This window comes from Methylohalomonas lacus (genome assembly GCF_024808875.1).
GTDB lineage: Bacteria > Pseudomonadota > Gammaproteobacteria > Methylohalomonadales > Methylohalomonadaceae > Methylohalomonas > Methylohalomonas lacus.
Genome location: NZ_JANUCT010000009.1, coordinates 1 through 24,100, shown reverse-complemented (window position 1 = coordinate 24,100; position 24,100 = coordinate 1). Strand labels below are relative to the sequence as shown.

At 58.8% G+C, this 24,100-nt stretch carries 20 protein-coding genes and 1 tRNA gene; 19 read left to right on the top strand and 2 right to left on the bottom strand.

The genetic code is table 11. The features are described from left to right. Nucleotides 1–158 precede the first annotated feature (158 nt). The 3 genes from J2T55_RS07560 (at nt 159) to J2T55_RS07550 (ending at nt 3,744) form a co-directional block, all read left to right on the top strand. A complete protein-coding gene (locus tag J2T55_RS07560; RefSeq protein WP_259055438.1) occupies nt 159–551 on the top strand; it encodes a hypothetical protein in 393 nt (130 codons plus the stop codon). A gap of 274 nt (nt 552–825) precedes the next feature. Beyond that, on the top strand, nt 826–3,120 hold the full coding sequence (gene mrcB / locus J2T55_RS07555) for a penicillin-binding protein 1B (RefSeq protein WP_259055306.1): 2,295 nt from the start codon (nt 826–828) through the stop codon (nt 3,118–3,120). A 12-nt stretch (nt 3,121–3,132) separates the two neighbouring features. Then, nucleotides 3,133–3,744: a tetratricopeptide repeat protein gene (locus tag J2T55_RS07550; RefSeq protein ID WP_259055305.1), complete on the top strand. Its 612-nt coding sequence runs from the start codon at nt 3,133–3,135 to the stop codon at nt 3,742–3,744. On the opposite strand, the gene amrA is transcribed toward J2T55_RS07550, so the two are convergent. After that, on the bottom strand, nt 3,741–4,316 hold the full coding sequence (amrA, locus tag J2T55_RS07545) for an AmmeMemoRadiSam system protein A (protein ID WP_259055304.1): 576 nt from the start codon (nt 4,314–4,316) through the stop codon (nt 3,741–3,743). The genes J2T55_RS07550 and amrA overlap by 4 nt on opposite strands. 4 nt (nt 4,317–4,320) lie before the next feature. Beyond that, nucleotides 4,321–5,136 carry an AmmeMemoRadiSam system protein B gene (gene amrB / locus J2T55_RS07540; RefSeq protein WP_259055302.1) on the bottom strand — a complete coding sequence of 272 codons (816 nt, stop codon included), beginning with the start codon at nt 5,134–5,136 and terminating at the stop codon, nt 4,321–4,323. A gap of 112 nt (nt 5,137–5,248) precedes the next feature. Here amrB and amrS point away from each other — a divergent pair, with 112 nt between their 5' ends. The 16 genes from amrS to J2T55_RS07460 form a co-directional block, all read left to right on the top strand. Continuing rightward, nucleotides 5,249–6,370 carry an AmmeMemoRadiSam system radical SAM enzyme gene (gene amrS / locus J2T55_RS07535; RefSeq protein ID WP_259055300.1) on the top strand — a complete coding sequence of 374 codons (1,122 nt, stop codon included), beginning with the start codon at nt 5,249–5,251 and terminating at the stop codon, nt 6,368–6,370. A 66-nt stretch (nt 6,371–6,436) separates the two neighbouring features. After that, nucleotides 6,437–6,513: transfer RNA gene (locus J2T55_RS07530), tRNA-Met, on the top strand. 290 nt (nt 6,514–6,803) lie between these two features. Next, nucleotides 6,804–8,162, top strand: coding sequence for a diguanylate cyclase domain-containing protein (locus J2T55_RS07525; protein WP_259055299.1), 1,359 nt, complete (start codon nt 6,804–6,806; stop codon nt 8,160–8,162). Nucleotides 8,163–8,550: 388 nt separating this feature from the next. Then, complete coding sequence (locus tag J2T55_RS07520; RefSeq protein WP_259055298.1) at nt 8,551–10,287, top strand: cation:proton antiporter; 1,737 nt, start codon at nt 8,551–8,553, stop codon at nt 10,285–10,287. A gap of 204 nt (nt 10,288–10,491) precedes the next feature. Beyond that, a complete protein-coding gene (gene rimP, locus J2T55_RS07515) occupies nt 10,492–10,950 on the top strand; it encodes a ribosome maturation factor RimP (protein WP_259055296.1) in 459 nt (152 codons plus the stop codon). 41 nt (nt 10,951–10,991) lie between these two features. Then, nucleotides 10,992–12,515, top strand: a complete 1,524-nt coding sequence (gene nusA / locus J2T55_RS07510; protein WP_259055295.1) for a transcription termination factor NusA — start codon at nt 10,992–10,994, stop codon at nt 12,513–12,515. Next, a complete protein-coding gene (gene infB / locus J2T55_RS07505) occupies nt 12,508–15,138 on the top strand; it encodes a translation initiation factor IF-2 (RefSeq protein ID WP_259055294.1) in 2,631 nt (876 codons plus the stop codon). The genes nusA and infB overlap by 8 nt, the downstream gene beginning before the upstream one ends. A 165-nt stretch (nt 15,139–15,303) precedes the next feature. Further along, a complete protein-coding gene (rbfA, locus tag J2T55_RS07500) occupies nt 15,304–15,693 on the top strand; it encodes a 30S ribosome-binding factor RbfA (RefSeq protein ID WP_259055293.1) in 390 nt (129 codons plus the stop codon). Between the two features lie 25 nt (nt 15,694–15,718). Beyond that, nucleotides 15,719–16,639: a tRNA pseudouridine(55) synthase TruB gene (gene truB / locus J2T55_RS07495; protein WP_259055291.1), complete on the top strand. Its 921-nt coding sequence runs from the start codon at nt 15,719–15,721 to the stop codon at nt 16,637–16,639. Nucleotides 16,640–16,792: 153 nt separating this feature from the next. Then, nucleotides 16,793–17,062, top strand: coding sequence for a 30S ribosomal protein S15 (gene rpsO / locus J2T55_RS07490; RefSeq protein ID WP_259055290.1), 270 nt, complete (start codon nt 16,793–16,795; stop codon nt 17,060–17,062). A gap of 84 nt (nt 17,063–17,146) precedes the next feature. Further along, nucleotides 17,147–19,258, top strand: coding sequence for a polyribonucleotide nucleotidyltransferase (gene pnp / locus J2T55_RS07485; protein ID WP_259055288.1), 2,112 nt, complete (start codon nt 17,147–17,149; stop codon nt 19,256–19,258). A gap of 77 nt (nt 19,259–19,335) precedes the next feature. After that, the gene (locus tag J2T55_RS07480) at nt 19,336–19,539 is read left to right on the top strand and encodes a DUF3565 domain-containing protein (RefSeq protein WP_259055286.1); all 204 of its coding nucleotides are present in this window, start codon (nt 19,336–19,338) and stop codon (nt 19,537–19,539) included. 327 nt (nt 19,540–19,866) lie between these two features. Further along, on the top strand, nt 19,867–22,041 hold the full coding sequence (locus J2T55_RS07475; RefSeq protein WP_259055284.1) for a TonB-dependent receptor: 2,175 nt from the start codon (nt 19,867–19,869) through the stop codon (nt 22,039–22,041). A 166-nt stretch (nt 22,042–22,207) separates the two neighbouring features. Beyond that, nucleotides 22,208–23,134 carry a bile acid:sodium symporter family protein gene (locus J2T55_RS07470; RefSeq protein ID WP_310521979.1) on the top strand — a complete coding sequence of 309 codons (927 nt, stop codon included), beginning with the start codon at nt 22,208–22,210 and terminating at the stop codon, nt 23,132–23,134. A 3-nt stretch (nt 23,135–23,137) separates the two neighbouring features. Further along, nucleotides 23,138–23,863 carry a hypothetical protein gene (locus J2T55_RS07465; protein WP_259055282.1) on the top strand — a complete coding sequence of 242 codons (726 nt, stop codon included), beginning with the start codon at nt 23,138–23,140 and terminating at the stop codon, nt 23,861–23,863. A 93-nt stretch (nt 23,864–23,956) separates the two neighbouring features. After that, a partial coding sequence (locus J2T55_RS07460; RefSeq protein WP_259055427.1) for a transposase occupies nt 23,957–24,100 on the top strand: 144 nt, incomplete at its 3' end.

The window sequence follows — 24,100 nt, the reverse complement described above, 5'->3', positions numbered from 1 at the left end:
CCATCGCCTGGTCTTGCGATAGCACCAGATGAAAAAAATTGCAAAAAAAATTAGAAAATGAAAAAAAGATTACTATAATAAGTTGCAAGTTCTGTTTTCATCTGCTGTAGCTAACAGGACTTAAACGCCAAACAGGACCAAACGGGGAGTCAATCGTTATGGCAATTAGTAAGAAGAAGACAACTCGCAGTAAGAAGAAGACGGCCGCCAAGAAGAAGGTGGCCAAGAAGAAGGTAGCTAAGAAGAAGACCGCCAAGAAGAAGGCAGCCAAGAAGAAAACGGCTGCCAAGAAGAAGGTAGCCAAGAAGAAGGCTACCAAGAAGAAGGCCAAGAAAAAGGCGGCCAAGAAGAAAGCTACCAAGAAGAAGGCTAAGAAGAAGGTAGCCAAGAAGAAGGCTACCAAGAAGAAGGCCAAGAAAAAGGCGGCCAAGAAGAAGGCCACCAAGAAGAAGGCCAAGAAAAAGGTAGCCAAGAAGAAGGCTACCAAGAAGAAAGCCAGCAAGAAGAAGACTACCAAGAAGAAGGCCAAGCGCCGGACGAAAAAAAAGTAAGGCGTGAAGCTGAGACGCCGGCCAGACGCGACTCTGAGCGGCGCCGCGAGGCGCAGGCAACCATCAGGGCGCGTCAGCAGAGGCGCCGTGAAATAGCCAGGAAACTGGCTGCGGCGAAAAAAATCTGAGCGGCCGGTTGGTAGTTATTCATTGAGGGCCCCATAGTGATATGGGGCCCTTTTTCATTATCGGTTAGAATTTCCGACCACAAAGCAATTTGCCCCTGACTGTCGAATTTTCGACACTTGCTTGAATCACTGTCTGTTCAGATTCCATGTCCAAACCCAAACGTCGTCAACGTAAAAAGAACGCCCGTCGAACTTCCCGTCTCGGTCTGTGGTTATCACTGGTCATCGCGTTTGGCGCTATCGCCGCGGTCTACGTCCTATGGCTGGACTACCAGGTCCGTACTGCCTTTGAAGGCAAGCGCTGGGCTGTGCCGGCACGCGTCTATGCGCGTCCGCTTGAACTGTATGTCGGCCAGGATCTGACACGTGACGCCTTGCTGGCCGAACTCAGAGCGCTGGGCTATGAACGGGTACAGCGGGCTGATGAGCCGGGTGAATATGCCGTCAGTGCCACGCGAGTTGGCTTGCACAGTCGCAATTTCAGTTTCCCCGACGCGGTTGAGCAAGGCCGCTATGCGTTACTGCAGTTCGATGCCGGCGGCATCAGCTCGATATCAGCGACCGGTGGCGAGACTATTCCGGTATTGCGGCTGGAACCGCAGGTCATCGGCAAGATCTATCCGGAGCATCACGAGGACCGCATTCTGGTGCGCGGTGAGCAGATACCGCAGCCATTGGTCGATGCCCTGATTGCGGTTGAGGATCGGAATTTCTATTCGCACCACGGAATCGATCCGCTGGCCATAGTCCGTGCCGCCTGGGTCAACCTGCTGGCCGGTGATATTCGCCAGGGTGGCAGTACCCTGACGCAGCAGCTGGTGAAGAACTTTTACCTGACCCAGGATCGCAGTCTGTGGCGAAAATTCAACGAAGCGATCATGGCGCTGTCACTGGAACTGCATTATGACAAGCAGGCGATCCTCGAGGCCTATATAAACGAAGTCTACCTGGGACAGCAGGGCAACAATGCGATTCACGGCTTTGGCCTGGCCGCCGAGTTTTATTTTCGCCGGCCGCTGACCGAGCTGCGCACCGATCAGCTTGCCATGCTGGTAGGTCTGGTACGTGGCGCCTCGTATTACAATCCCCGCCGTCACCCGGAACGCGCCCGCGAGCGGCGCGATTTGGTGTTGCGGCTTATGGCCGAGCAGGATTTTATCGAGCCGGCCGTGGCCGAACGCTTACAGGGAAAGCCGCTGGGTGTTAGTGATGCACCCGGCTGGACCTCGGATCGTTATCCCGCTTTCGTCGACCTGGTCCGGCGCCAGTTGCATCGCGAATACGCCAGTGACGATTTGCAGAATGCCGGACTGCGCATCTTTACCACCATGGATCCGGTCGCACAAAGGCGTGCCGATGCAGCACTGGCACAGCGCCTGGATGCACTGGAACAGGTCGGTGAACGCAGTCGCGACTTGCAGGGGGCAGTGGTCCTGACCAGCGTCGATACCGGTGAGATCACCGCGTTGATCGGCCAGCGCGGTGAGCAGGGCGCCGGTTTCAATCGGGCACTGGATGCAAATCGGCCGGTCGGTTCGCTGATCAAACCGGCCGTGTATCTGACGGCTCTGATGCAGCCACAGCGCTACAGCGTGATTACGCCGATCGAGGATGCGCCGGTGCGGCTGCCGCAGCCCGACGGCAGCGAATGGGTGCCGGACAATTATGATCGCGAGCTGCATGGCGAGGTGCCGCTGTATCTGGCCCTGGCCAATTCCTACAATCTGGCGACGGTCAATCTGGGTCTCGAACTCGGTGTCGAGAATGTTGCCGACACGATCGAGACACTGTTGCCGGGGCTGTCCGTACCGGCCTATCCGTCCATTATGCTCGGCAGCGTGGACATGTCGCCCGTACAGGTGGCGCAGATGTACCAGGTTTTTGCCGCCGGTGGTTTCCGTACGCCGTTGAAGTCGATCGTCGCGGTCATGGACAGCGAGGGCGAATCACTGAGCCGCTATTCACTGTCGGTCGACCAGGTGGCACCGCTGAAGGCCAGTTACCTGACGACATTCCTGCTGACCCAGGTTATTGAGCGTGGTACCGCGCAATCGGCACGCGCACGGTTGCCGAACCTGATGCCACTGGCGGGCAAGACCGGGACCACGAACGACCTGCGTGACAGCTGGTTTGCCGGTTACGGCAGTGACAAGCTGGCCGTGGTCTGGGTGGGGCGTGATGACAACAGGCCCACCGGCCTGACCGGCAGCAGCGGCGCGTTGCAGGTCTGGATCGATCTGATGCTGGCGGAATCGCCGCAACCGCTGACCCTGACGCCACCCGCTGGTGTGCGCTGGCAGAAAGTGATCGACGGCAAGCGCACGGATGACGATTGCAAGGGCGCGTCGGCCTTTCCGTTCATCGAACCGCATCTGCCGGAAGGTTTTGAACCGTGTCACGAATCGAATCCCGTGAAGCGGTTCTTTGATCGCTTTTTCTAATACAATCGCGCCATGCAGAGATTATTGTTCCCGCCGCTCCTGCTTGCCGCTCTCGCGGTCAGTAGTGCCTGTTCATTCGGGCCGCCGGCCAGCCGCACACCGACCGATTCGCGCCAGCCACCGCCGGCGACCGAGTCGGAACGCAAGGCACCGGTGGAATCGCGCCTGCCGGCGCCGGAGATGGAAAAGTTACCACTGCCGGAAGGCGACCCGGAACGCGATGAGCGTGACACGGCGGCTGCGGATCGGCCGGTCAAGGCGCCGGAGCCGGCCCCCGAGCGGGCGACAGCCAGTCCGGCGGTCGTAGCCCTGCTGGAAACGGCGCGTGAGCAGGCCGCCGGCGGCGAGGATGAAAAGGCCGCTGCCAATCTGGAACGCGCCTTGCGCATCGAACCGAAAAATCCCTGGCTATGGCATCGTCTGGGCGTACTGCGCCTGCAGCAGGGCGACTACCAGGCGGCGATCGATCTGGCCAACAAGTCGAATGCGCTGGCGTCGGGGAATCGTCGTCTGATGGCCGGGAACTGGGAATTGCTGGCCCGCGCCTACAGTGCGCTCGGTAATGAAGCCGAGGCCGAACGCGCGCGCCGTAACGCGCGTCAGCTGGGTGCGCAACAGGGCTAACCGGGCGCCGGATCCGGCTCCTGCCAAGTTTGCGTGCGATAGCGCCAGGCCCGTTCGGGCTGCGTATCGGGCGACAGTCCCGCCTTCTGTTTCAGCGCCTGGAGAAACTGTACCGGGGTTTTCACGCTGTCCCATACCGTCGGCAGGAACGTGGCGTGCTGTTGACCGCGCTCGATGATCAGTCCGTCGCTGTGCGGCTGCAGTTGTTCCAGCAAGTCGCTTTCCGTGGTGAATGCCAGCGGTTCCGGCGCGGTCAGCAATGACACGCTGAGACGCGCCAGCGGTAACTCAACGGCGGTCAGCGGCGGGAAACGCGGATCATTGAATGCGGCGTTGTAGGCGTTGCGCGCGACGTTCGTGACCAGCGGTTCGACCGCTTCGAGTGTGCCGATGCAACCGCGCAGATCGCCGGCCAGTTTCAATGTGACAAAACTCGCTGTGTCTTCGCGCCAACGCTCTGAGTAAGTCTCGACATCGGGCAGGCACAGGCAGTGCTGCTCGAGTCCCGTTGCTATCGTCTGCCGGGCCAGTGCCAGCAGGGCACTGTCATCAATCGCCTGTTGAACCGGCATGCTGCTAGTCGTGCAGGGCGTAGGCGGCGTAACCAACGACCTGATCGCGCGGCCCGGCGGTGTCACCGGAATTGCAGCGCGCCAGCTCATCAATACGCAGGCCATGCTCGCGGGCGTAATAAAGCAGACCGCGCAACGGCATGCAGCCACAGGCCTGTTCCGGGCCGATGGCCTCGTATTGCAATGTCCGGATCGCGGCGCTGGTGGCGCTGTCGATGGCATTGGCCGCAGTGTAGTTCTGGTAGTGGCTCAGGTCGGTGCTGATGACAATGCGCGTCTCCGGGCCGCCCCAGACCTGTTCGAGCAGCCTCGCCACGGATGTTGCGCGGGCATCACCGACAACGACTGGCAGCAACTCGAAGTTGCGAAACAGCGTCTGCAGAAACGGCAGTTGCACCTCGATACTGTGTTCGGCGGCGTGCGGTGTGTCATCGATGACGACATCCGGCATGGTCCGGACGCGTTCTGCCAGTTCGCGGTCGATATCGACACGGCCGAGCGGCGTGATGAAGGCGCTACTGGCCGGCAGCGCCATGCCGCGCAGGTAGACGCGGTGTGACGGCCCCAGTACAACCACGCGGCTGATCGGGTCGCCGAGATCGCGCCAGCCGGCGTAGGCCCGCGCCGCTACCGTGCCGGAAAAGACGTAGCCGGCGTGCGGGGCTATGATCGCCTTGGCCTGTGGTGTAGCGGCGTCGCCGGGGATCTGCGCCAGACAGCGTTCGACACTGGCACGCAGCTCGGTGGCGGTGCCCGGGTAGAATAGGCCCGCCACCGCCGGTTCGCGGACATGATTGCTAAACTTGTCGGTACTGTTCATGGTCCAATGAGTATTCGTTTGAGCCAGTGGATATCGGCTCCGGCAGTGCGGAATCCGCCGCCGACCGAACTGGTCTAGAGTATAGGTAGTCACCGCGTACTTCGCTAACATCATGCAAACACCAAACGATAATCACTACAGCCAGCAGTATGGCTCGGATCGCGTCGCTACACGCTATTGGCATCGGCTCGAGGACGGCCGGGTGCAGTGCGACGTCTGTCCGCGCGCCTGCAAGCTGCATGAGGGGCAGCGCGGCCTGTGTTTCGTGCGCGCCTGCGAGAACGGCGAGATTGTGCTGACGACCTACGGCCGTTCCAGCGGCTTCTGTGTCGATCCGATCGAGAAGAAACCGCTGAACCATTTTCTGCCGGGGTCACCGGTACTGTCATTCGGTACCGCCGGCTGCAACCTGGCCTGCAAGTTCTGCCAGAACTGGGACATCAGCAAGTCGCGCGAGATCGATACGCTGGCTGACAGTGCCTCGCCGCAACGGCTGGCCGAGGCGGCACGGGAACTCGGCTGCCGCAGCGTTGCATTCACCTACAACGATCCGGTGATCTTTCACGAGTACGCCATCGACGTTGCCGCCGCCTGTCACGAGGTTGGCGTACAGGCGGTGGCAGTCAGCGCCGGTTACGTCTGCCCGGAGCCACGCGCCGAGTTTTATCGCTACATGGATGCCGCGAATATTGATCTGAAAGCCTTCAGCGAACGCTTTTACAGGAAGGTCACCGGCAGCCAGCTGCAGCCGGTGCTGGAAACGCTGGAGTATTTGCACAACGAAACCGACGTCTGGTTCGAGATAACGACGCTGTTGATACCGGATGAAAACGACAGCGACGCAGAGATTCATGCTCAGTGTGAATGGATCAGTGAACATCTCGGCAACGATGTGCCATTACACTTCACCGCCTTTCACCCGGACTGGAAGATGCGGGACAAGGCGCACACGCCGACAGCCACACTGACCCGCGCCCGGCATATCGCCCGGCAGGTCGGACTGAACTACGTCTACACCGGCAACGTACACGATCCGCAAGGCAGCAGTACCTGGTGCAGCGGTTGTGGTGAACTGCTGATCGAGCGCGACTGGTATCAGCTCGGTGCCTGGCATCTGGATGACGACGGTCGCTGCCGCCATTGCGCGACGCCGTTACCTGGCCGTTTCGAGGCGAAAGCAGGGGACTGGGGCCGGCGTCGGCAGCCGGTGCGACTCGAAGCGGTGGCGCGCTGAAGTCAGCCACGGCAATGTCTTGAAATCACACCCGACAATGATTACACTGCGCAGCCTCTGAACAGTTGCGGGGTGGAGCAGTCTGGCAGCTCGTCGGGCTCATAACCCGAAGGTCGCAGGTTCAAATCCTGCCCCCGCTACCATCTTTACCGAAAAGGCCCGCTTTTAAGCGGGTCTTTTTTTGTTTCGGGCTTGCGCTCTTCGGGTCATGATCCCGGCACACTGCGTGTGCCCCGGTCTCTGATTGTTATAGGGGCGAAGGTCACCGGTCAAATCCTGCCCCCGCTACCATCTTTAGGGTTGGTGCCCGCCAATCACTAATTACCGATTACCTGTCACTAAACCTGCTGGCGGACAATTTTTTGGTTTCCGCTGCCACCGAACTTGCTATAGTCTTTCCATTACAGGTGCCAGGATTCCTCTATAAATTCCGATGAAAGACACTGCCAGTGCTTTGTGCAAGCGCAATATTTTGCTGGTTGAGGATTCGGCCAACGATGCTGAACTGATTCGGCAGGCGCTGGACTATGCGGATGGTGATGCAGCGCTTGAATGCGTTGCTGACGAGCCGTCGCTGATCGAGGCGTTGCAGCGAGCGGACTGGGATGTGGTCCTCAGCGACGCAAAGATGCCTGAACTGGATATTGAGCAGGTGCTGGACAGGATCGCTACCCTCGGCCACGATATTCCCGTCATTATTGTTTCCGGCCGGATCAGCGACGACCGGGCGGTCGCGTTGATCAAACACGGTGCCCACGATTACGTCTCCAAGGATCACCTCGAACGATTACCGCTGGCCATTGAACGCGAATGCGAGGCGGCCAAAACACGGACACGTCTGGCGCGACATGAACGCATCATGGCCAATGTCACCAGTCGACTGCCAGGTTATATCTTCCAGCGCATGCAGTCGGTCGATGGCACGTTTCATTTTACCTATCTGAGCGAATCACTGCGCGAGCAGTTCGGTGTCGACCCGGACCGCCTGATGGCCAACCCCGAGGATTTCTGGGAGCTGATACACCCCGATGATCGCGACGCTCTGGCAAGCGTTTTCGCCGAGGCGCATGCCAGAATCGAACCCTATTATACGGAATACCGTGCCGTTCTGCCGGATGGTCGCACCAGCTGGGTGCGTGTCCAGGCGCAACCGACCCGGCTTGCCAATGGCGACGTGGTCTGGGATGGCATCGGTCTGGATATCAGCGCGGAAAAAACTGCGCGCGAACGGCTGAACTACATGGCCTATTTCGACGAGGTCACGGGCCTGCCCAATCGCCACCTGTTATTTGATCGACTGGACCAGGCGATCCGCCAGTGTGATCGCAGCAGTAACAATCTGGCCCTGCATATGATCGATCTTGACCAGTTCAAGCAGGTCAATGACACATTGGGGCATGCCGCGGGTGACCGCTTGCTGCATCAGGTGGCAGAGCGGCTGTCCGGCGTGATCCGGCAAACTGATACGCTGGCACGCATCGGCGGTGACGAGTTTGTCCTCATGCAGACCGGTGTGAATCAGATCGCGGCAGCAGAGAATCTCGCCGGCAAGCTACTGGCCAATCTCGCCGAGCCCTTCCGGTTTGATACGCACTCTGTGGAGGTACAGATCAGCATCGGTATCGCCTTCTACGGATCGATGTTCGCGCTACCGGACGAGACGGATGTCCGCACGGCATTGATTAAACGCGCCGATCAGGCGCTTTACGACGCCAAAAGCCAGGGTCGCAATACCTGGTGTTTGTATCGCCAGGCGTGGGCCGGTGCCGTCGACGGATCAGCCCGCGCGTAACGCCGGTACGCTTCAATCATCAAATTCAGCACATCAACCCGTTGATTCGGTCAGACCATGCAACGTCACGGACTGCTTCAGAGTGCTGCCCTGTCAAAAGCGTTCCGGTCCTTTAGTTGGCGCGCTATCGTAAAAGAAGAACTACGACCTGCCTGCTGATGATGCACTGATTGCCGGGAATATCCTGTACACCAGGCCGAGCGCCGCGGCATGCTTGTTGAACCCGACATGACGCAGAGGCAACTGTTTGAGAACTATGGCAAAATTACCAAGTTCGACAAGCGGGGCCGAGACTCTGCCAATCTGCCGCGCCATAATCAATCAAATTTAAATAACTATCGAGTGCATTAACGGGTGCCAGCCCGGAATGGACAGGGTTGAAGACTGAATGGAATTACTGCAAACCAATATTTTCACGCAAGTAGCCGGGTTACTGTTGCTGGCTTCTGCTATCGGCGTTTTCGGCCAGCTGCTGCGCCTGCCGACGATATTGAGCTTCATCATCGTCGGCATACTGGCCGGACCGGCGGGATTCGATCTGGTTGGCGATGGCACTGAAATCGAGCTGCTGTCGAAGCTCGGTATCGCCGTGCTGTTGTTTCTGGTTGGTCTGAAACTCGATCTGCACCTGGTACGTTCGATCGGCACCGTGTCGCTGGTGACCGGTCTGGGACAGGTGTTCTTCACCGCGGCCATCGGCTACCTGATCGGGATCGCGCTCGGTTTCGACGCTGTGACCAGTCTGTACATTGCCGTGGCACTGACGTTCTCCAGTACGATCATTATTGTCAAGCTGCTGTCCGATAAACGCGAGATCGATTCGCTGCATGGCCGTATCGCACTCGGTTTTCTCATCGTCCAGGATCTGGTCGTGGTACTGGCCATGGTCGTGTTGTCGGCCGTCGGGGTGGGCGCCAGCGGCGAGAACCCGTTCTACGACATAGCCCGTATCCTGATGTTCGGTGCGCTATTCCTGATCGGTACCGGCCTGTTCATTCGCTATGTTGCCGAACGGCTGATGCAGATGGTGGCACGTTCGCCGGAACTGCTGGTGACGTTTGCCATTGCCTGGGCGGCCTTTCTGGCTGCCATGGCCGACGGCCTCGGTTTCAGCAAGGAACTGGGCGGCCTGCTCGCCGGCGTGTCGCTGGCCTCGACGCATTACCGCGACGCGATCGCGACCCGGTTGGGCAGTCTGCGCGATTTCCTGCTGCTGTTTTTCTTTATCGCGCTCGGTTCACAACTGGATCTGTACCTGATCGGCGATGAGTTAGGTGCTGCACTGATATTTTCGCTGTTCGTGCTGATTGGCAATCCGCTGATCGTGCTCATCATCATGGGCTACATGGGCTATCGCAAGCGCACCGGTTTTCTCGCCGGACTGACCGTAGCCCAGATCAGCGAGTTTTCCCTGATCTTCATTGCCATGGGACTGACGCTGGGACACGTCAACGAATCGGCGGTCGGCCTGGTTACGCTGGTCGGTTTAATCACCATCGCGCTGTCGACTTACATGATTCTGTATTCACAGCAGATATACGGTTTCTTTGAGGGTTGGCTTAACGTTTTCGAACGGCGTTCGGCACACCGCGAAGAGGGTGATATGGCTGTTTCCAGCGATCAGCACTATGACGTGATCCTGTTCGGCCTGGGGCGTTACGGCAGTGCCATGTATGAACGCCTGCACCAGGGCGGTCTGAAGGTGCTGGGCGTCGACTTCGACCCGGACAACGTACGCGCATGGAAGCGCCAGGGTATCCCGGCCATGTATGGCGACATGGCGGACAGTGACTTCGTCATGCACCTGCCGCTGGCCGGGGTAGGTTGGGTGATCGCTGCGATACCGGTGGTCTCGGCTCCACTCAGCCACGGCGATCCCCGGCGGGTGCTGGTCGAAGCCCTGAAACATCAGGGTTTTGCCGGCCGTATTGCGATTGCCGCACAACACACCGGCGATGCCGAGCGGCTGCGTGATAAGGGCGCCGACTTGATCCTCATGCCCTTTGTCGATGCCGCCGACCAGGCGGCCGATCTGGTTCTCGGCCGTCAACAGCGGGCGCCAATTCCGGCCTGTATAGACGAGCACGGCAACGACATCGGCGCCCGGCCGGACATGCCGGCCTGAGCATACCCGGCGGTCAGCGCCATTTGCGCCGTGGAATCAGGCGATTGGCCGCATTTGCTGCATTGCCATGAAGGAGGCGGCGTTGCTATACTTGCCTGCCTTTAAGAAATGCCTTTAATAAGAAAGTGGGCCGCGCGCCCACTTTCTCGTTTGTGGGCCGGGAATTTTGTCCCTGCCGGACGTCCGGCAGGTCCGGAGAACGACGTGTACCGCCAGAATCAGACGCTGGTCCGGCTGTTGCAGCCGGTCATAGAAGCCATGGGTTACGAGTTGCTCGGCATCGAGCAGGGTAACAAGGGCAAGAGCGATCTGGTGCGCATATACATCGATAACGAGGCCGGCATCCGGGTCGAGGACTGTGAACAGGTCAGCGGCCAGGTCTCGGCTGTGCTCGATGTTGAGGATCCACTGAAAGCGGCTTATACCTTGGAAGTATCGTCGCCGGGCCTCGACCGGCCGCTGTTCACGCTGGCGCAGTTCGCCCGCCACACCGGCGCCGAGGCGAACGTGAAGCTGCGCCAGCCACTGGCTGAGCGCCGGCGCCTGCGCGGCATTATTGAGGCGGTGACGGATGACAACATCGTTATGCAGGTCGATGGTGAGCGCTACGAAATCGACGCCGACCGGGTCGAGCATGCGCGCCTGATCCCGGTGTATGACTGAAGTTTTTACAATCTGAACTATTGAGTACTGAGAGCAGGTAGATGAACAAAGAAATCCTCATGGTGGTCGACGCCGTCTCCAACGAAAAGGGCGTCAGCAAGGAAATCATCTTCGAGGCCATCGAGGCCGCGCTGGCCAGCGCGACCAAGAAACGTCATCGCCGCGATATCGAGGCGCGGGTCGCCATCGACCGCAGCACAGGCAATTACGAGACGTTCCGGCGCTGGGAAGTGGTTGAAGATACCGATGAGGAACTCGAGTTTCCGGATCACCAGGTGCGCCTGAGCACGGCCCGCGAGAAACAGCCGGACATCGAGGTCGGCGACTACGTCGAGGAACCGATGGAATCGGTCGAGTTCGGCCGTATCGCCGCCCAGACCGCCAAGCAGGTCATCGTGCAGAAGGTGCGCGAGGCCGAGCGGGCGCGTGTGGTCGAGGCGTTCCAGGATCGCCAGGGCGAGATGGTGTCCGGCATCGTCAAGCGCATGGAACGCGGTTCGGTCATTATCGACCTGGGTGACAATGCCGAGGCGGTCATCGGGCGCGAGCAGATGATACCGCGTGAACCGATTCGTCCGGGCGACCGTGTACGCGCCTATCTGCAGGACATCCGTACCGACGCCCGCGGGCCGCAGTTGTTTCTCAGCCGCACGGCGCCGGAATTGCTGATCGAGCTGTTCAAAATCGAGGTTCCGGAAATCAACGAGGGCATGATCGAGATCCTCGGCGGCGCCCGCGATCCCGGTTCGCGCGCCAAGATCGCCGTGCATGCCAAGGATCCGCGCATCGACCCGATCGGCGCCTGCGTCGGTATGCGCGGTTCGCGCGTGCAGGCGGTCTCGAATGAACTGGCCGGCGAGCGCGTCGACATCATCATGTGGGACGAAAACCCCGCCCAGTTCGTGATCAACGCCATGGCACCGGCCGAGGTCGCCTCGATCATGGTCGACGAGGATTCGCACAGCATGGACGTCGCCGTCGCCGACGATAATCTGTCCCAGGCCATCGGCCGCGGCGGCCAGAACGTCAAGCTGGCGAGCGAGTTGACCGGCTGGACGCTGAACGTGATGTCGGTTGAGCAGGCCGATGAAAAGAACGAGGCCGAGTCGCAGACGCTGGTGCAGATGTTCATGGAACAGCTCGACGTCGACGAGGAAGTCGCCAACATTCTGGTCCAGGAAGGCTTTTCCAGTGTCGAGGAAGTGGCCTACGTCCCGGAAAGCGAGATGATGGAGATCGAGGAGTTCGACAACGATCTGGTTGAGGAACTGCGGAATCGTGCCCGCGATATCATGCTGACGCGCGCCATCGTCTCCGAGGAAAGCGTGCCCGATACGCCGCCGGCCGAGGATCTGCTGAACATGGAGGGCATGGACAAGCAGCTTGCCTGGGCGCTGGCCAGCCGTGGTGTGGTCACCATGGAAGACCTGGCAGAACAGGCCGTTGATGATTTGATGGATATCGAGGGCATGGATGAGAAGCGTGCCGGCGAACTGATTATGACCGCACGTGTGCCGTGGTTTGAGGGTGAAGCGATAGAGGATGGAGGTGGCAAAGATGCCTGAAGTTAAAGTCAGCCAGTTCGCGGATGTGGTCGGCATATCGGTCGATCGTCTGCTTGAACAGCTGAATGAGGCCGGTATCGCGTCGAAGCAGGCGGACGACATGATTACCGATGCCGAGAAGACCCAGTTGCTGGGGTATCTGCGCCAGAAGCACGGTAAACAGCAGGCCGACCTCGAACCGAGCAAGGTCACCCTGCGGCGTAAAACGGTCAGTGAAATCAAGGTGCCGGTGGCCGGCGATCGCAGCAGCCGCAGCAAGACGCCGCGTTCGAAGACGGTGAATGTCGAGTTCCGCAAGCGCCGTACTTACGTCAAGCGCAGTGTCATCGACGAGGAGAATCGCGAAAAGGCCGAGCGCGAAGCCGCCGAGCGCGCCGAGGCTGAAGCCCGGACGCGGGCCGAGCAGAGCGCCGCCGAGGCCGAACAGGCGCCGGTCGCCGAGACGGCCACGGAGGCGGCTGAACAGGCCGAAGTACGCGCCGCCGAAGACAAGGCCGCGGCCGAACTCGAGGCGCAGCTGGAAGGCGCGAGCGAACAGCCGGTTGCCGAGGAAGCGGCGCCCGCCGCCGAAGCGCCGGCCGAGACCGAACAAGAGCCCGCCGCGGAACAACCCGCCGAGACGGGCGAGCCGGCCACCGACAGAAAGGTGGCAACGCCGACGAAGGCGGACAAGGAAAAGGCCGAGAAGGCCAAGGAAAAACGCAACAAGGGGCGTGACGATCGCTCCGATGACCGGCGCAAGGGCAAGGGCCGCGAAGAACTGCATGTGGCCAGTGACAAGGCCGGACGCCGGCGCAAGAAACCGCAGCCGCGTGCCCGTGGTGGTGGCGAGCGCGGTTCGACGTCACACCAGTTTGCCAAGCCGACCGCCCCGGTCGTGCGCGAGGTCAACATTCCCGAAAGCATCACGGTCGCCGATCTGGCGCAGCGCATGTCGGTGAAAGCCTCCGAGGTCATCAAGATCATGATGAATCTCGGCACCATGGCAACGATCAATCAGACCATCGATCAGGAAACGGCGGCGCTCATCGTCGAGGAAATGGGCCATACGGCGAAGCTGCTGAAGGAAAACGCGCTCGAGGAAGAAGTTCTGCAGGTTGCCCAGCAGGGCGAGAAGGTGTCGCGTGCGCCCGTGGTCACGATCATGGGCCATGTCGACCACGGCAAGACCTCGCTGCTGGACTACATACGCCGCACCAAGGTGGCGGCCGGCGAGGCCGGGGGTATTACCCAGCACATCGGCGCCTACCAGGTACAGCACGAAACCGGTCCGGTAACCTTCCTCGACACGCCCGGCCACGAGGCGTTTACCGCTATGCGTGCACGTGGCGCCCAGGTCACGGACATCATCATTCTGGTGGTGGCCGCCGACGACGGTGTCATGCCGCAGACCGAGGAAGCCATCAAGCATGCCAAGGCCTCCGGTGTGCCGATCATTGTTGCCGTCAACAAGATCGACAAGGACAACGCCGATCCCGACCGCGTGAAACAGGAACTGTCCCAGCACGAAGTCATCTCCGAGGACTGGGGTGGCGATACCCAGTTCGTGCCGGTATCGGCATTGAAGGGGACGGGCATTGATAATCTGATCGATGCGGTGCTGCTGCAGGCCGAATTGCTGGAACTCAAGGCGGTTGCCGAAGGGCCGGCTACCGGCGCGGTGGTGGAATCGCGTCTCGACAAGGGCCGCGGCCCGGTCGCCACCATCCTCGTCCAGTCCGGCACATTGAACAAGGGCGACGTGGTCGTCAGTGGCCACGAATACGGCCGTGTGCGCGCCATGCTGAACGAGCGCGGCGAGGACGTCGAATCGGTCGGCCCATCGACCCCGGTCGAGGTGCTCGGCCTGTCGGGTACGCCACGTGCCGGCGATGAGCTGGTCGTAGTCGGCGACGAGAAGAAGGCGCGCGAGATCGCCATGTTCCGCCAGGGCAAGTACCGCGAGGTCAAGCTGGCCAAGCAGCAGGCCAACAAGCTCGAGGACATGATGGCGCAGATGGGCGAGGGCGAAGTTGTCACCCTGAACGTGCTGATCAAGGCTGACGTCCAGGGTTCGGCTGAAGCGCTGGCCGACTCGCTGGAGAAACTGAGCAATGACGAGGTCAAGGTCTCGGTCGTGTCCAACGGGGTCGGCGGCATCAACGAATCCGACGTCAACCTGGCGCTGGCATCCGGTGCCATGATCATCGGTTTCAATGTTCGTGCCGACGCCGCCGCGCGCAAGCTGGTGGAAGACGAGGGCCTGGACCTGCGCTACTACAGCGTCATCTACGATGTTATCGATGACATCAAGACCGCGCTCAGCGGCATGCTGGCACCGGAAGTACGCGAACAGATCATCGGCAACGCCGAGGTCAAGCAGGTATTCCGCTCGAAGAAGTTTGGCGATATCGCCGGCTGCATCGTCACCGAGGGCGTGGTCAAGCGCAGCAACCCGATCCGCGTCCTGCGTGACAACGTGGTCGTTTTCGAGGGTCAGCTCGAGTCCCTGCGGCGTGTGAAGGACGACGTCAACGAGGTTCAGGCGGGTACCGAATGCGGTATTGGCGTCAAGGACTACGAGGTCAGGGAAGGCGACCAGATCGAGGTGTTCGAACGCGTCACGGTCAATCGCAGTCTTTAAATTATCAGTCCGCAAATGGACGCAAATTAACGCGAATACTTAAAAAGCTATTATTTCGATTGGAAAATTTGGTGCAATCAATATCGCTGTCTGTTTTATTGGTTCACCAATTCAATTATTAATATTTGCGTCCATTCGCGTTCATTTGCGGAGAAACTATTAAACATGCCCCGAGAATACGGCCGCAATAAACGTGTCGGTGATCAGATCCAGCGCGAGCTGGCGCAGATCATCCAGCACGAGTCGCTGGGGCAGCCGCACGAGCAGGCCGCCAGGCTGATTACCGTGGCCAAGGCCGACGTCAGCCCGGATCTCAGCTATGCCAAGATCTATATCACCTCGCTGGATGAAAGCGTCGATCGCAAGACGCTGCTGAGCTCGCTCAACGATCAGGCGCCGCACTACCGGCATTGCCTGGCGCAGGTGCTGACCATGCGCAGCGTGCCCCGACTGAAGTTCGTCTACGACGAGGTGCAGGAGTACGGCGCCCGCATGACCCGGCTGATCGATTCTCTGAACAAGCCCGGCGGCAGGGACGACAGCGACGCATCATGAGGGGGATTCCCGGAGGCCAGCCGCAATGAGCCGGCGGCATAAGCGCGGTCGTCCCGTTGACGGCATTCTGCCGCTCGACAAACCGGCGGGCGTGACGTCCAACGGCGCGCTGCAGCAGGTCAAGCGCCTATACGACGCACGCAAGGCGGGCCACACCGGCAGCCTGGACGAGCTCGCCACCGGCCTGCTGCCGCTGTGTTTCGGCGAGGCGACCAAGGTGTCGGCCTATCTGCTCGATGCCGACAAGCACTATCGCGCCACCTGCAAGCTGGGGCAAAAGACCTCGACCGCCGATGCGCTCGGCGAGGTGCTCAGCGAACGGCCGATACCGGCGTTCGATAGCGGCCAGGTAACCGCAATACTGGCGGCGTTTACCGGTGACATCGAGCAGGTGCCGCCCATGCATTCGGCGCTCAAGCACCAGGGAAAACGGCTGTATGAACTGGCCCGGGCCGGTGTCGAGGTCGAGCGGCCGCCGCGACCGGTGACCATACACGCGCTCGATCTGGTCGACAGCGGGCCTGACTGGCTGGAGATCGATGTTCGCTGCTCCAAGGGCACCTATATCCGCACGCTGGCCGAGGATATCGGCGAACGGCTCGGTTGTGGCGGGCACGTCAGTGCGCTGCGCCGGCTCGGTGCCGGACCGTTCACCGCCGACCAGATGGTCAGCCTCGAACAGCTTAACCAGGCGCTGGACGCTGGCGGCCTGGCGGCACTGGATGCCCTGTTGATGCCGCTGGACAGCGCCCTGGGTAGCCATCCGGCGGTGACGCTGGACGCCACCCTGGCGCATTACCTGGTCCGCGGCCAGCCGGTGCAGGTGCCGAACGCACCAACCGCGGGCCTGCTGCGGGTCTACGCCGATGACGGTCAGTTCATCGGCATCGGCGAAGTGCTGGATGACGGCCGCATCGCGCCGAAACGATTGCTGAGCGCCGGCTGACGGGCAACTTTTCGCCACTGGCGTTCTTGTTCCGGCACCGGTCCGCGGTTACAATACGCGCCCGTAAATTGAAGAATCACGAGACAATTTCCGCATGGGGCGGAGTTGTCCGGTTGAAGCAAGCCAAGTGTCTTAAAATCAGAGGAAGCATGCATGTCCCTAGATCAGCAGAACAAGGCTGATATTGTTCAGGAATATCAACGTTCCGGTGCCGATACCGGCTCACCTGAAGTCCAGGTGGCGCTTTTGTCTGCGCGCATTTCAGACCTGTCCGAGCATTTCAAAACCCACAAGCAGGATCATCATTCCCGCCAGGGTCTGCTGCGGATGGTCAATCGTCGCCGCAAGCTGCTCGAGTATCTCAAGAAAACCGACATCGAACGTTACCGCGACCTGATCGGTCGTCTGGGACTGCGTAAATAATGCACCACGGGCAGCTCAAGGGCTGCCCGATTTGTTTGTGCGAACGCCGTTCCGTTATTCCAATCATCAGACGAGATATCAATTATGAGTACTGTCCGTAAAGAATTTCTCTACGGCGATACGCCCGTGGTTCTGGAAACCGGTCGTATTGCCCGTCAGGCGAGTGGCGCCGTCGTCGTCAGCATGGGCGACACCGTCGTGCTGGTCACCTGCGTCGCTTCCAAGAATGCCGATCCGGATCGCGATTTCTTTCCGCTGACCGTCGACTACCAGGAAAAGACCTACGCCGCCGGCAAGATTCCGGGTGGCTTCTTCAAGCGCGAGGGCCGGCCCAGTGAGAAGGAAACGCTGACCTGTCGCCTCATCGACCGGCCATTGCGGCCGCTGTTTCCCGAGGGTTTCAAGAACGAGGTCCAGATTATTGCCACCGTCATGTCGCTGGATCCGGAAATCGATCCGGATATCCCGGCGCTGATCGGCGCGTCAGCCGCGGTGACCCTGAGCGGCTGTCCGTTCGGCGGACCGATTGCCGCCGCCCGCGTCGGCTACAAGGACGGCGAGTACCTGCTCAACCCCGGCCAGACAGAACTGGCGGATTCCGACCTCGACCTCGTTGTCGCCGGTACCGAATCGTCGGTGCTGATGGTGGAGTCGGAAGCCAGGGAGCTGCCGGAAGACGTCATGCTCGGTGCGGTCATGTATGGCCATGAGCAGCAGCAGATCGTTATCGATAACATCAAGGCGCTGGCCGAGGAATACGGCGTCCAGACCTGGGACTGGCAGGCACCGGAAGTCGAGACCGAGCTGCGTGATGCGATCAAGGCCCAGGGCAATGATCTGATTCGCGAAGCCTATTCGATCCAGGACAAGCAGGCGCGCAGCGAGCGCCTCAGCGAAGTGCGCAAGTCAATCGTCGAGGCGTTGACCGCCGCTGAAGACAGCGCCTGGAGCGAAGCCCAGGTCAAGGGCGAGATCAAGGCACTGGAAAGCGAGATCGTGCGCAGTGCCGTACTCTCCGGCGAAACCCGCATCGACGGTCGCGACGTCAAGACCGTACGGCCGATCAGCATTGAGGTCGGCGTATTGCCGCGGACCCACGGTTCGGCGCTGTTTACCCGCGGCGAGACCCAGGCGCTGGTGGTCACGTCGCTCGGTACCGGTCGCGACGCGCAGATCATCGACGCCATCGAGGGCGAGCGCCGTGAACCGTTCATGTTCCATTATAATTTCCCGCCGTACTGTGTTGGTGAAACCGGCCGTGTCGGTACGCCGAAACGCCGCGAGATCGGCCACGGCAAGTTGGCCAAGCGCGGCGTCCAGGGCGTCATGCCGAACCTGGAGGACTTCCCCTACGTCATCCGCGTCGTCTCCGAAATTACCGAATCCAACGGCTCCAGCTCCATGGCCAGTGTCTGCGGTGCCAGCCTGGCACTGATGGACGCCGGTGTCAGCATGAAGGCGCCGGTGGCCGGTATCGCCATGGGACTCATCAAGGAAGGCGACAAGTACGTCGTCCTGTCCGACATCATGGGTGACGAGGATCACCTGGGCGACATGGACTTCAAGGTGGCCGGCTCCGGCGACGGTGTCACCGCGCTGCAGATGGACATCAAGATCGACGGCATTACCCGGGAGATCATGGAAGTGGCCCTGAGCCAGGCGAAGGAAGGCCGCATGCATATCCTTGAGAAAATGAACGAGGCCCTGCCGTCGCCGCGCCAGGACATGTCCGAGTATGCGCCGCGCATCATCACCCTGAAGATCAACCCCGAGAAGATCCGCGACGTGATCGGCAAGGGCGGTGCGACCATTCGCCAGATGACCGAGGAAACCGGCGCGTCGATCGACATCGACGACGACGGTACGGTCAAGATCGCCTCGGTCGACAAGGCCGCCGGCGAGGAAGCCAAGCGTCGCATTGAACAGCTGACCGCGGACATCGAGGTCGGCCGCATCTATGAAGGCCGCGTCGCCAAGCTCATGGACTTCGGCGCCTTCGTCAATATCCTGCCCGGCAAGGATGGCCTGGTGCATATTTCGCAGATTTGCGAAGAGCGTGTCGAGCAGGTCAGCGACAAGCTGAGCGAGGGCCAGATGGTCAGGGTCAAGGTACTGGAAGTCGACAAGCAGGGCCGCGTACGCCTGAGCATGAAGGCCATTGAAGAAGATGATGAAAACGCCGAGGCAACAGGCTGATGCCAGCCTGACGCAGCAATTTTGAACAAGGGGCCTTAACGGCCCCTTTTTTGTATCGGTCACTGGGAGGCCATGCCATGCAGCAGGCTATCGTCGGTTATCACCAGGACGCCGAGGATGACTGGGTGGCGGAGCTCGCCTGTGGCCACTGCCAGCACGTGCGACACAATCCGCCGTGGTTCAACCGCCCCTGGGTGACCACCGTGGCCGGTCGTGAGGCCATGCTCGGGCAGGTCCTTAATTGCCGCAAGTGCGATCAGCGCGCGCCCATAGACATGTGACGCTTGCGTGTCCTGGTATGGGCGCAACGACGAGCCGTCCTGCATTTGAATTGATACTGGCAGGGAGACGCCAGCCCACGTTATCGCCTGACATGGGCAGAACCATCCCGCCCGCCATGGATTCCCTGAACGGGAGTGCACCGTAAGCTGAACAGTCAGGATCGCGCCAATTGGCGTGGTTAGTGACCCGCGTGCCGTGCAGTTTCGACCGGCCAGCAATCAATTTCTGAACAAACAGGTCAAAAGGGTTGATCCTCGCCTATTTGTAATTGATAATCGTTATTATTATTCTTAACTATAATGATTCATTTGCTGGTGGGGGTACCAATGCTGGAACGTTGTCCCAATAATGTGATTTTGAAGAAAAAAATTGTAGTTTCCATGACCCTGTGCAGTGCCCTGGCGTTGCCTCAGAGTCTATTGGCCCAGTCCACAGCGGACGACAATGCCAATGCCCTGAGTGAAGTTGTCGTTTCCGCCACGCGCTCGGAAACCCCCGTGTCGAAGTTGACGCGATCGGTGACGGTGATCGATCGCGAGGAGATAGAAACACAGGCCAGTCTCGATCAGGATCTCGGCAGCATACTTGCCCAGACCGTCCCCGGCATGTCGCCGAGCACGGAAGCCCTGTCGAATTTCGGGCAAAGCCTGCGCGGGCGCAATTTTCAAGTGCTGATAGACGGTGTTCCGCAGTCGACACCCTTGCGTGATGGTTTCCGTGACCTGAACACTATAAATCCGGCCGCGATCGAGCGAATTGAAATTGTGCGCGGGGGTACCGCTGTATATGGCTTTGATGCTGGGGGCGGACTCGTGAATATCATTACCAAAAAACCGTCTGACCAAAAGCTTGCCGGCTATTCGGAAGCCGGAGTCAGTTTTTCAACCGAACATATTGACAGTTCAGGTGAATTAACAACAAATCATCGTGTGTCTGGGACTAGCGGGCAGCTGGACTATTTAGCATCTGGTGCATTCACTACTCGTGATGATCGTTTCGATTCGAAAGGTAGACGCATACCGCCTGACCCGCAAGGCAACCAGGTCGGTTTGGCGGACAGTGATGAATACAATCTTATCGGTAAGATTGGGTACAATTTTGATAATAATCGGCAGCGTATCGATGCCATGGTTAATTATTATGATATAGAACAAGAGACAGACTATGTTGGCGGTTATTTCGGTGCATTTGGTGCGCCTTCATTATCAACGACTAACAGTGATCCGTTGCCAAACAGCCGTCGCACACCAGCCATCCCAATAGACGATGCTATACCAGGCAGTACTAATAGTATCGATCCTGGGACAGAAAATATTGTAGCAAATATCAACTATATGCATGATGATTTTCTAGGTAACAAACTCAAGTTGAACACTTATTATGGCGATCAGGCGGCAAGCTTTTCCAAATTTCCGGGGTCTCCTCAAAGCGAAATAAAATCGGAAAAACTGGGGGCTCGTCTAACCATCGACACGCCTCTTGATTTTGATGGTTACAAAGCTAACGTTATGTGGGGCATGGACTATATTAATGATGAAACTTCACAGATACAATTCGGCCCTAATGCGACTGATCCAGTGACGCTGGATGAAGATGCTATTGCAGGTTTTGCCGAACTTGAATTGCCTCTTGGCGAATATGGACTCTTGCGCGGTGGTGTAAGGCATGAAGATATCAACATTGACGCAGCTACCATTCAGCAAAATCGTTCTGGTAATACGGTCCTAGGCGGAGAACTGGAACTGAGTGAAACCTTGTTCAATCTGAGCACGGTTTTTTATCTAACTGATTACCTCGATCTTTTTGCAAGTTATTCTGAGGGTTTTTCCTTGTCGGATATTGCCAGAACACTGGATGATGCTGGCACTTTCGGTGCAGGCGAAACGCTTAGAGCATCAGATTTTGAAACCAAGGCTGAACAAGTCGATAATTATGAAATCGGTTTGCGTGGATATAATGGTCCTTGGCAATATAGTATTGTAGGTTTTTACAGTGAATCCGATGATGGCGCTACTTTTAACCAAAGCAATCAGACTGTATTAATACAGCGCGCGTCTGAAAAAATATGGGGCATTGAAGGCTCGATGGACTATCGCTTCAACAGTCGTTGGAAAGCAGGAGGTACTTTTTCCTGGGCCGACGGCGAAGTAGAAACCGCTAATGGAGATGTGGATCTACCGAATACGCGTATTTCACCTGAAAAACTTACAGCCTATATAGATTACAGTCCAACTAAGGAATGGATGAATCGCCTGCAATTTCAATATATTGGGGATCGCAGTACTGATATTTCAGGTTTTGGTCATGGGGACGTCGATAGCTATACTGTAGTTGATCTTGTAAGCCGCGTCGCTATTGGCCCAGGCCATTTACGCTTAACAGCCGAGAATCTTTTTAATGAAAATTATTTTCCGGCAGTCAACCAAGCGTTCGATACTGTATATGCTTATGCTAAAGGACCCGGTCGACGCGTGGGTTTGAGCTACGCGGTCAGTTGGTAGCCCTCCTTTAACCATTACGAGGCAAGCAAACCATTAGAAGCCTGTCCGGTTCACCGGACAGGCTTTTTTGTTTCTGTACCTCTGAATAGATGGATGCGACTTTGAATTGTCCACGTCATTCGCGTTGCCTATCACTTGACTGTATTCCGTAGACCGGCATCATGCCATGATGCTGCGTGTTGCCCTGTTTCCCCTCGGTGCGGTGTTGTTCAGTCTGCTGGCGTACTGGCAGCCGCAATGGTTGATGCCCTTTCAACCGGCCATTATGCCGTTGCTGGGTGTCATCATGTTTGGGATGGGAATGACACTGACGGCCACCAGCTTTACGGCGGTGTGGCAACGGCCGGGTGTCATCCTGTTCGGTCTGTTATTACAGTATGGACTAATGCCCTTTATTGCGTGGGGGCTGGGGTATCTACTTGGTTTGCCGCTTGCAGTGATCGTTGGCCTGGTACTCGTCGGTAGCTGCCCCGGTGGTACCGCCTCCAATGTCATCTGCTATTTGGCCCGCGGTGATGTTGCCTTATCCATAACATTGACAGCACTGTCAACACTGCTGGCATTGCTGGCGACACCGGCTCTGACATGGCTGTATATTGGTCAGCGCGTGCCAGTGCCGGTGGCTGGCATGCTCTTGGATATACTGGCCATCATTGTCATTCCGGTTGCTACGGGCCTGTTGCTGCGTCACTGGTTGGGTGATTATTGTCGTCGTGTTGAAGCCTGGTTCGCACCGCTTTCGATGCTGGCGATCCTATTCATCATAGGCATCGTTGTAGCCCTGAGCCAGGCGCAGCTCACCGATATGGCCGCGATCGTGGCGCTGGCCGTCGTGTTGCATAACGGTTTCGGGCTGGTAGCCGGTTATGGCCTGGCACGACTGGCGGGTCTGGGGCGAATCCAGGCACGCACCCTGGCGATCGAGGTCGGCATGCAGAATTCCGGTCTTGGCGTGGCGCTGGCACTGAAATATTTCGGTCCGCTCAGCGCCTTGCCGGGTGCATTGTTCAGCATCTGGCACAATATCAGCGGTGCCTTGCTGGCCGCTGTATTGCGCCGCCACGATGACCGTCATCCAGATTCAGGAGAATGAACCATGCTGTTGCGCCTGCTTACCGCGTTGTTGCTTGTTACCACACTAGGCAGTTGCGCCGATCAGTCGTCGGATTACTATCCGCTGGCACCCGGAACCAGCTGGCGTTACAGCATCGAACTGACGACCATGGATGGCGTCGAGCAGCAGAAATACATAGTCGCCGCTGGCGAACCCAGGGTCTGGGAGGAACAGCGCCTGCCGGTGCGCCGGACGCTGGATGGTACCCGCGTGTTTTATCGTAACGACGACACGGGCATATATCGCATCGCCAGTCAGCGGCGCGACGCGTCTGAACCGACCGCGCTGCCCGAAGAGCGCCGGGTCGTGTTGCGCAAACCCTTGCAGCCGGGAACGAGCTGGCGTGGCAGGACGGAAACGATCACGCTTGCACGCACCGGCCCGCCGCAGCGCACCGAGTACGAGATCAGCGCCTCAGTGGAAATGGAATACACCATTGAATCCACGGATGCCAGCGTCACTGTACCGGCCGGTCGGTTTGATAACTGCCTGCGGGTCAGCGGCCAGGGCCAGCGGCGCAACTATGACGCCGGCAATTACATTGGTCCGACTGATATCAGTATCGACAAGACCGACTGGTATGCGCCGGGTGTTGGTCTGGTGAAGTCGGTGCGCGCCGAGTCGACCAGCGGCCGTGTTTTGAACCAGGGCGAAATGCAGACCTTTGCCGGCAAGGTCGTGTTCGAGCTGGAGGCATTTGAGGGTTAATTAGGGTCTGTTGATCTTTGCGATGTGATTAAGGGTGGGCATGGTACCTGTTATCATTGTTTTCGGAGAAAAACAGTGATTTAAAAGGCGACCATGCTCGGATTGATGTTAACAGATGCCGACTGGTCCCGGCTATCGAACTTGCTGCAGCTCAGCGGGCGGGTGTACAACAAGACGGAACATCGGCTGACGCTGGAAGGGATCCTGTACCGGATGCGCACGGGTTGTCCGTGGCGC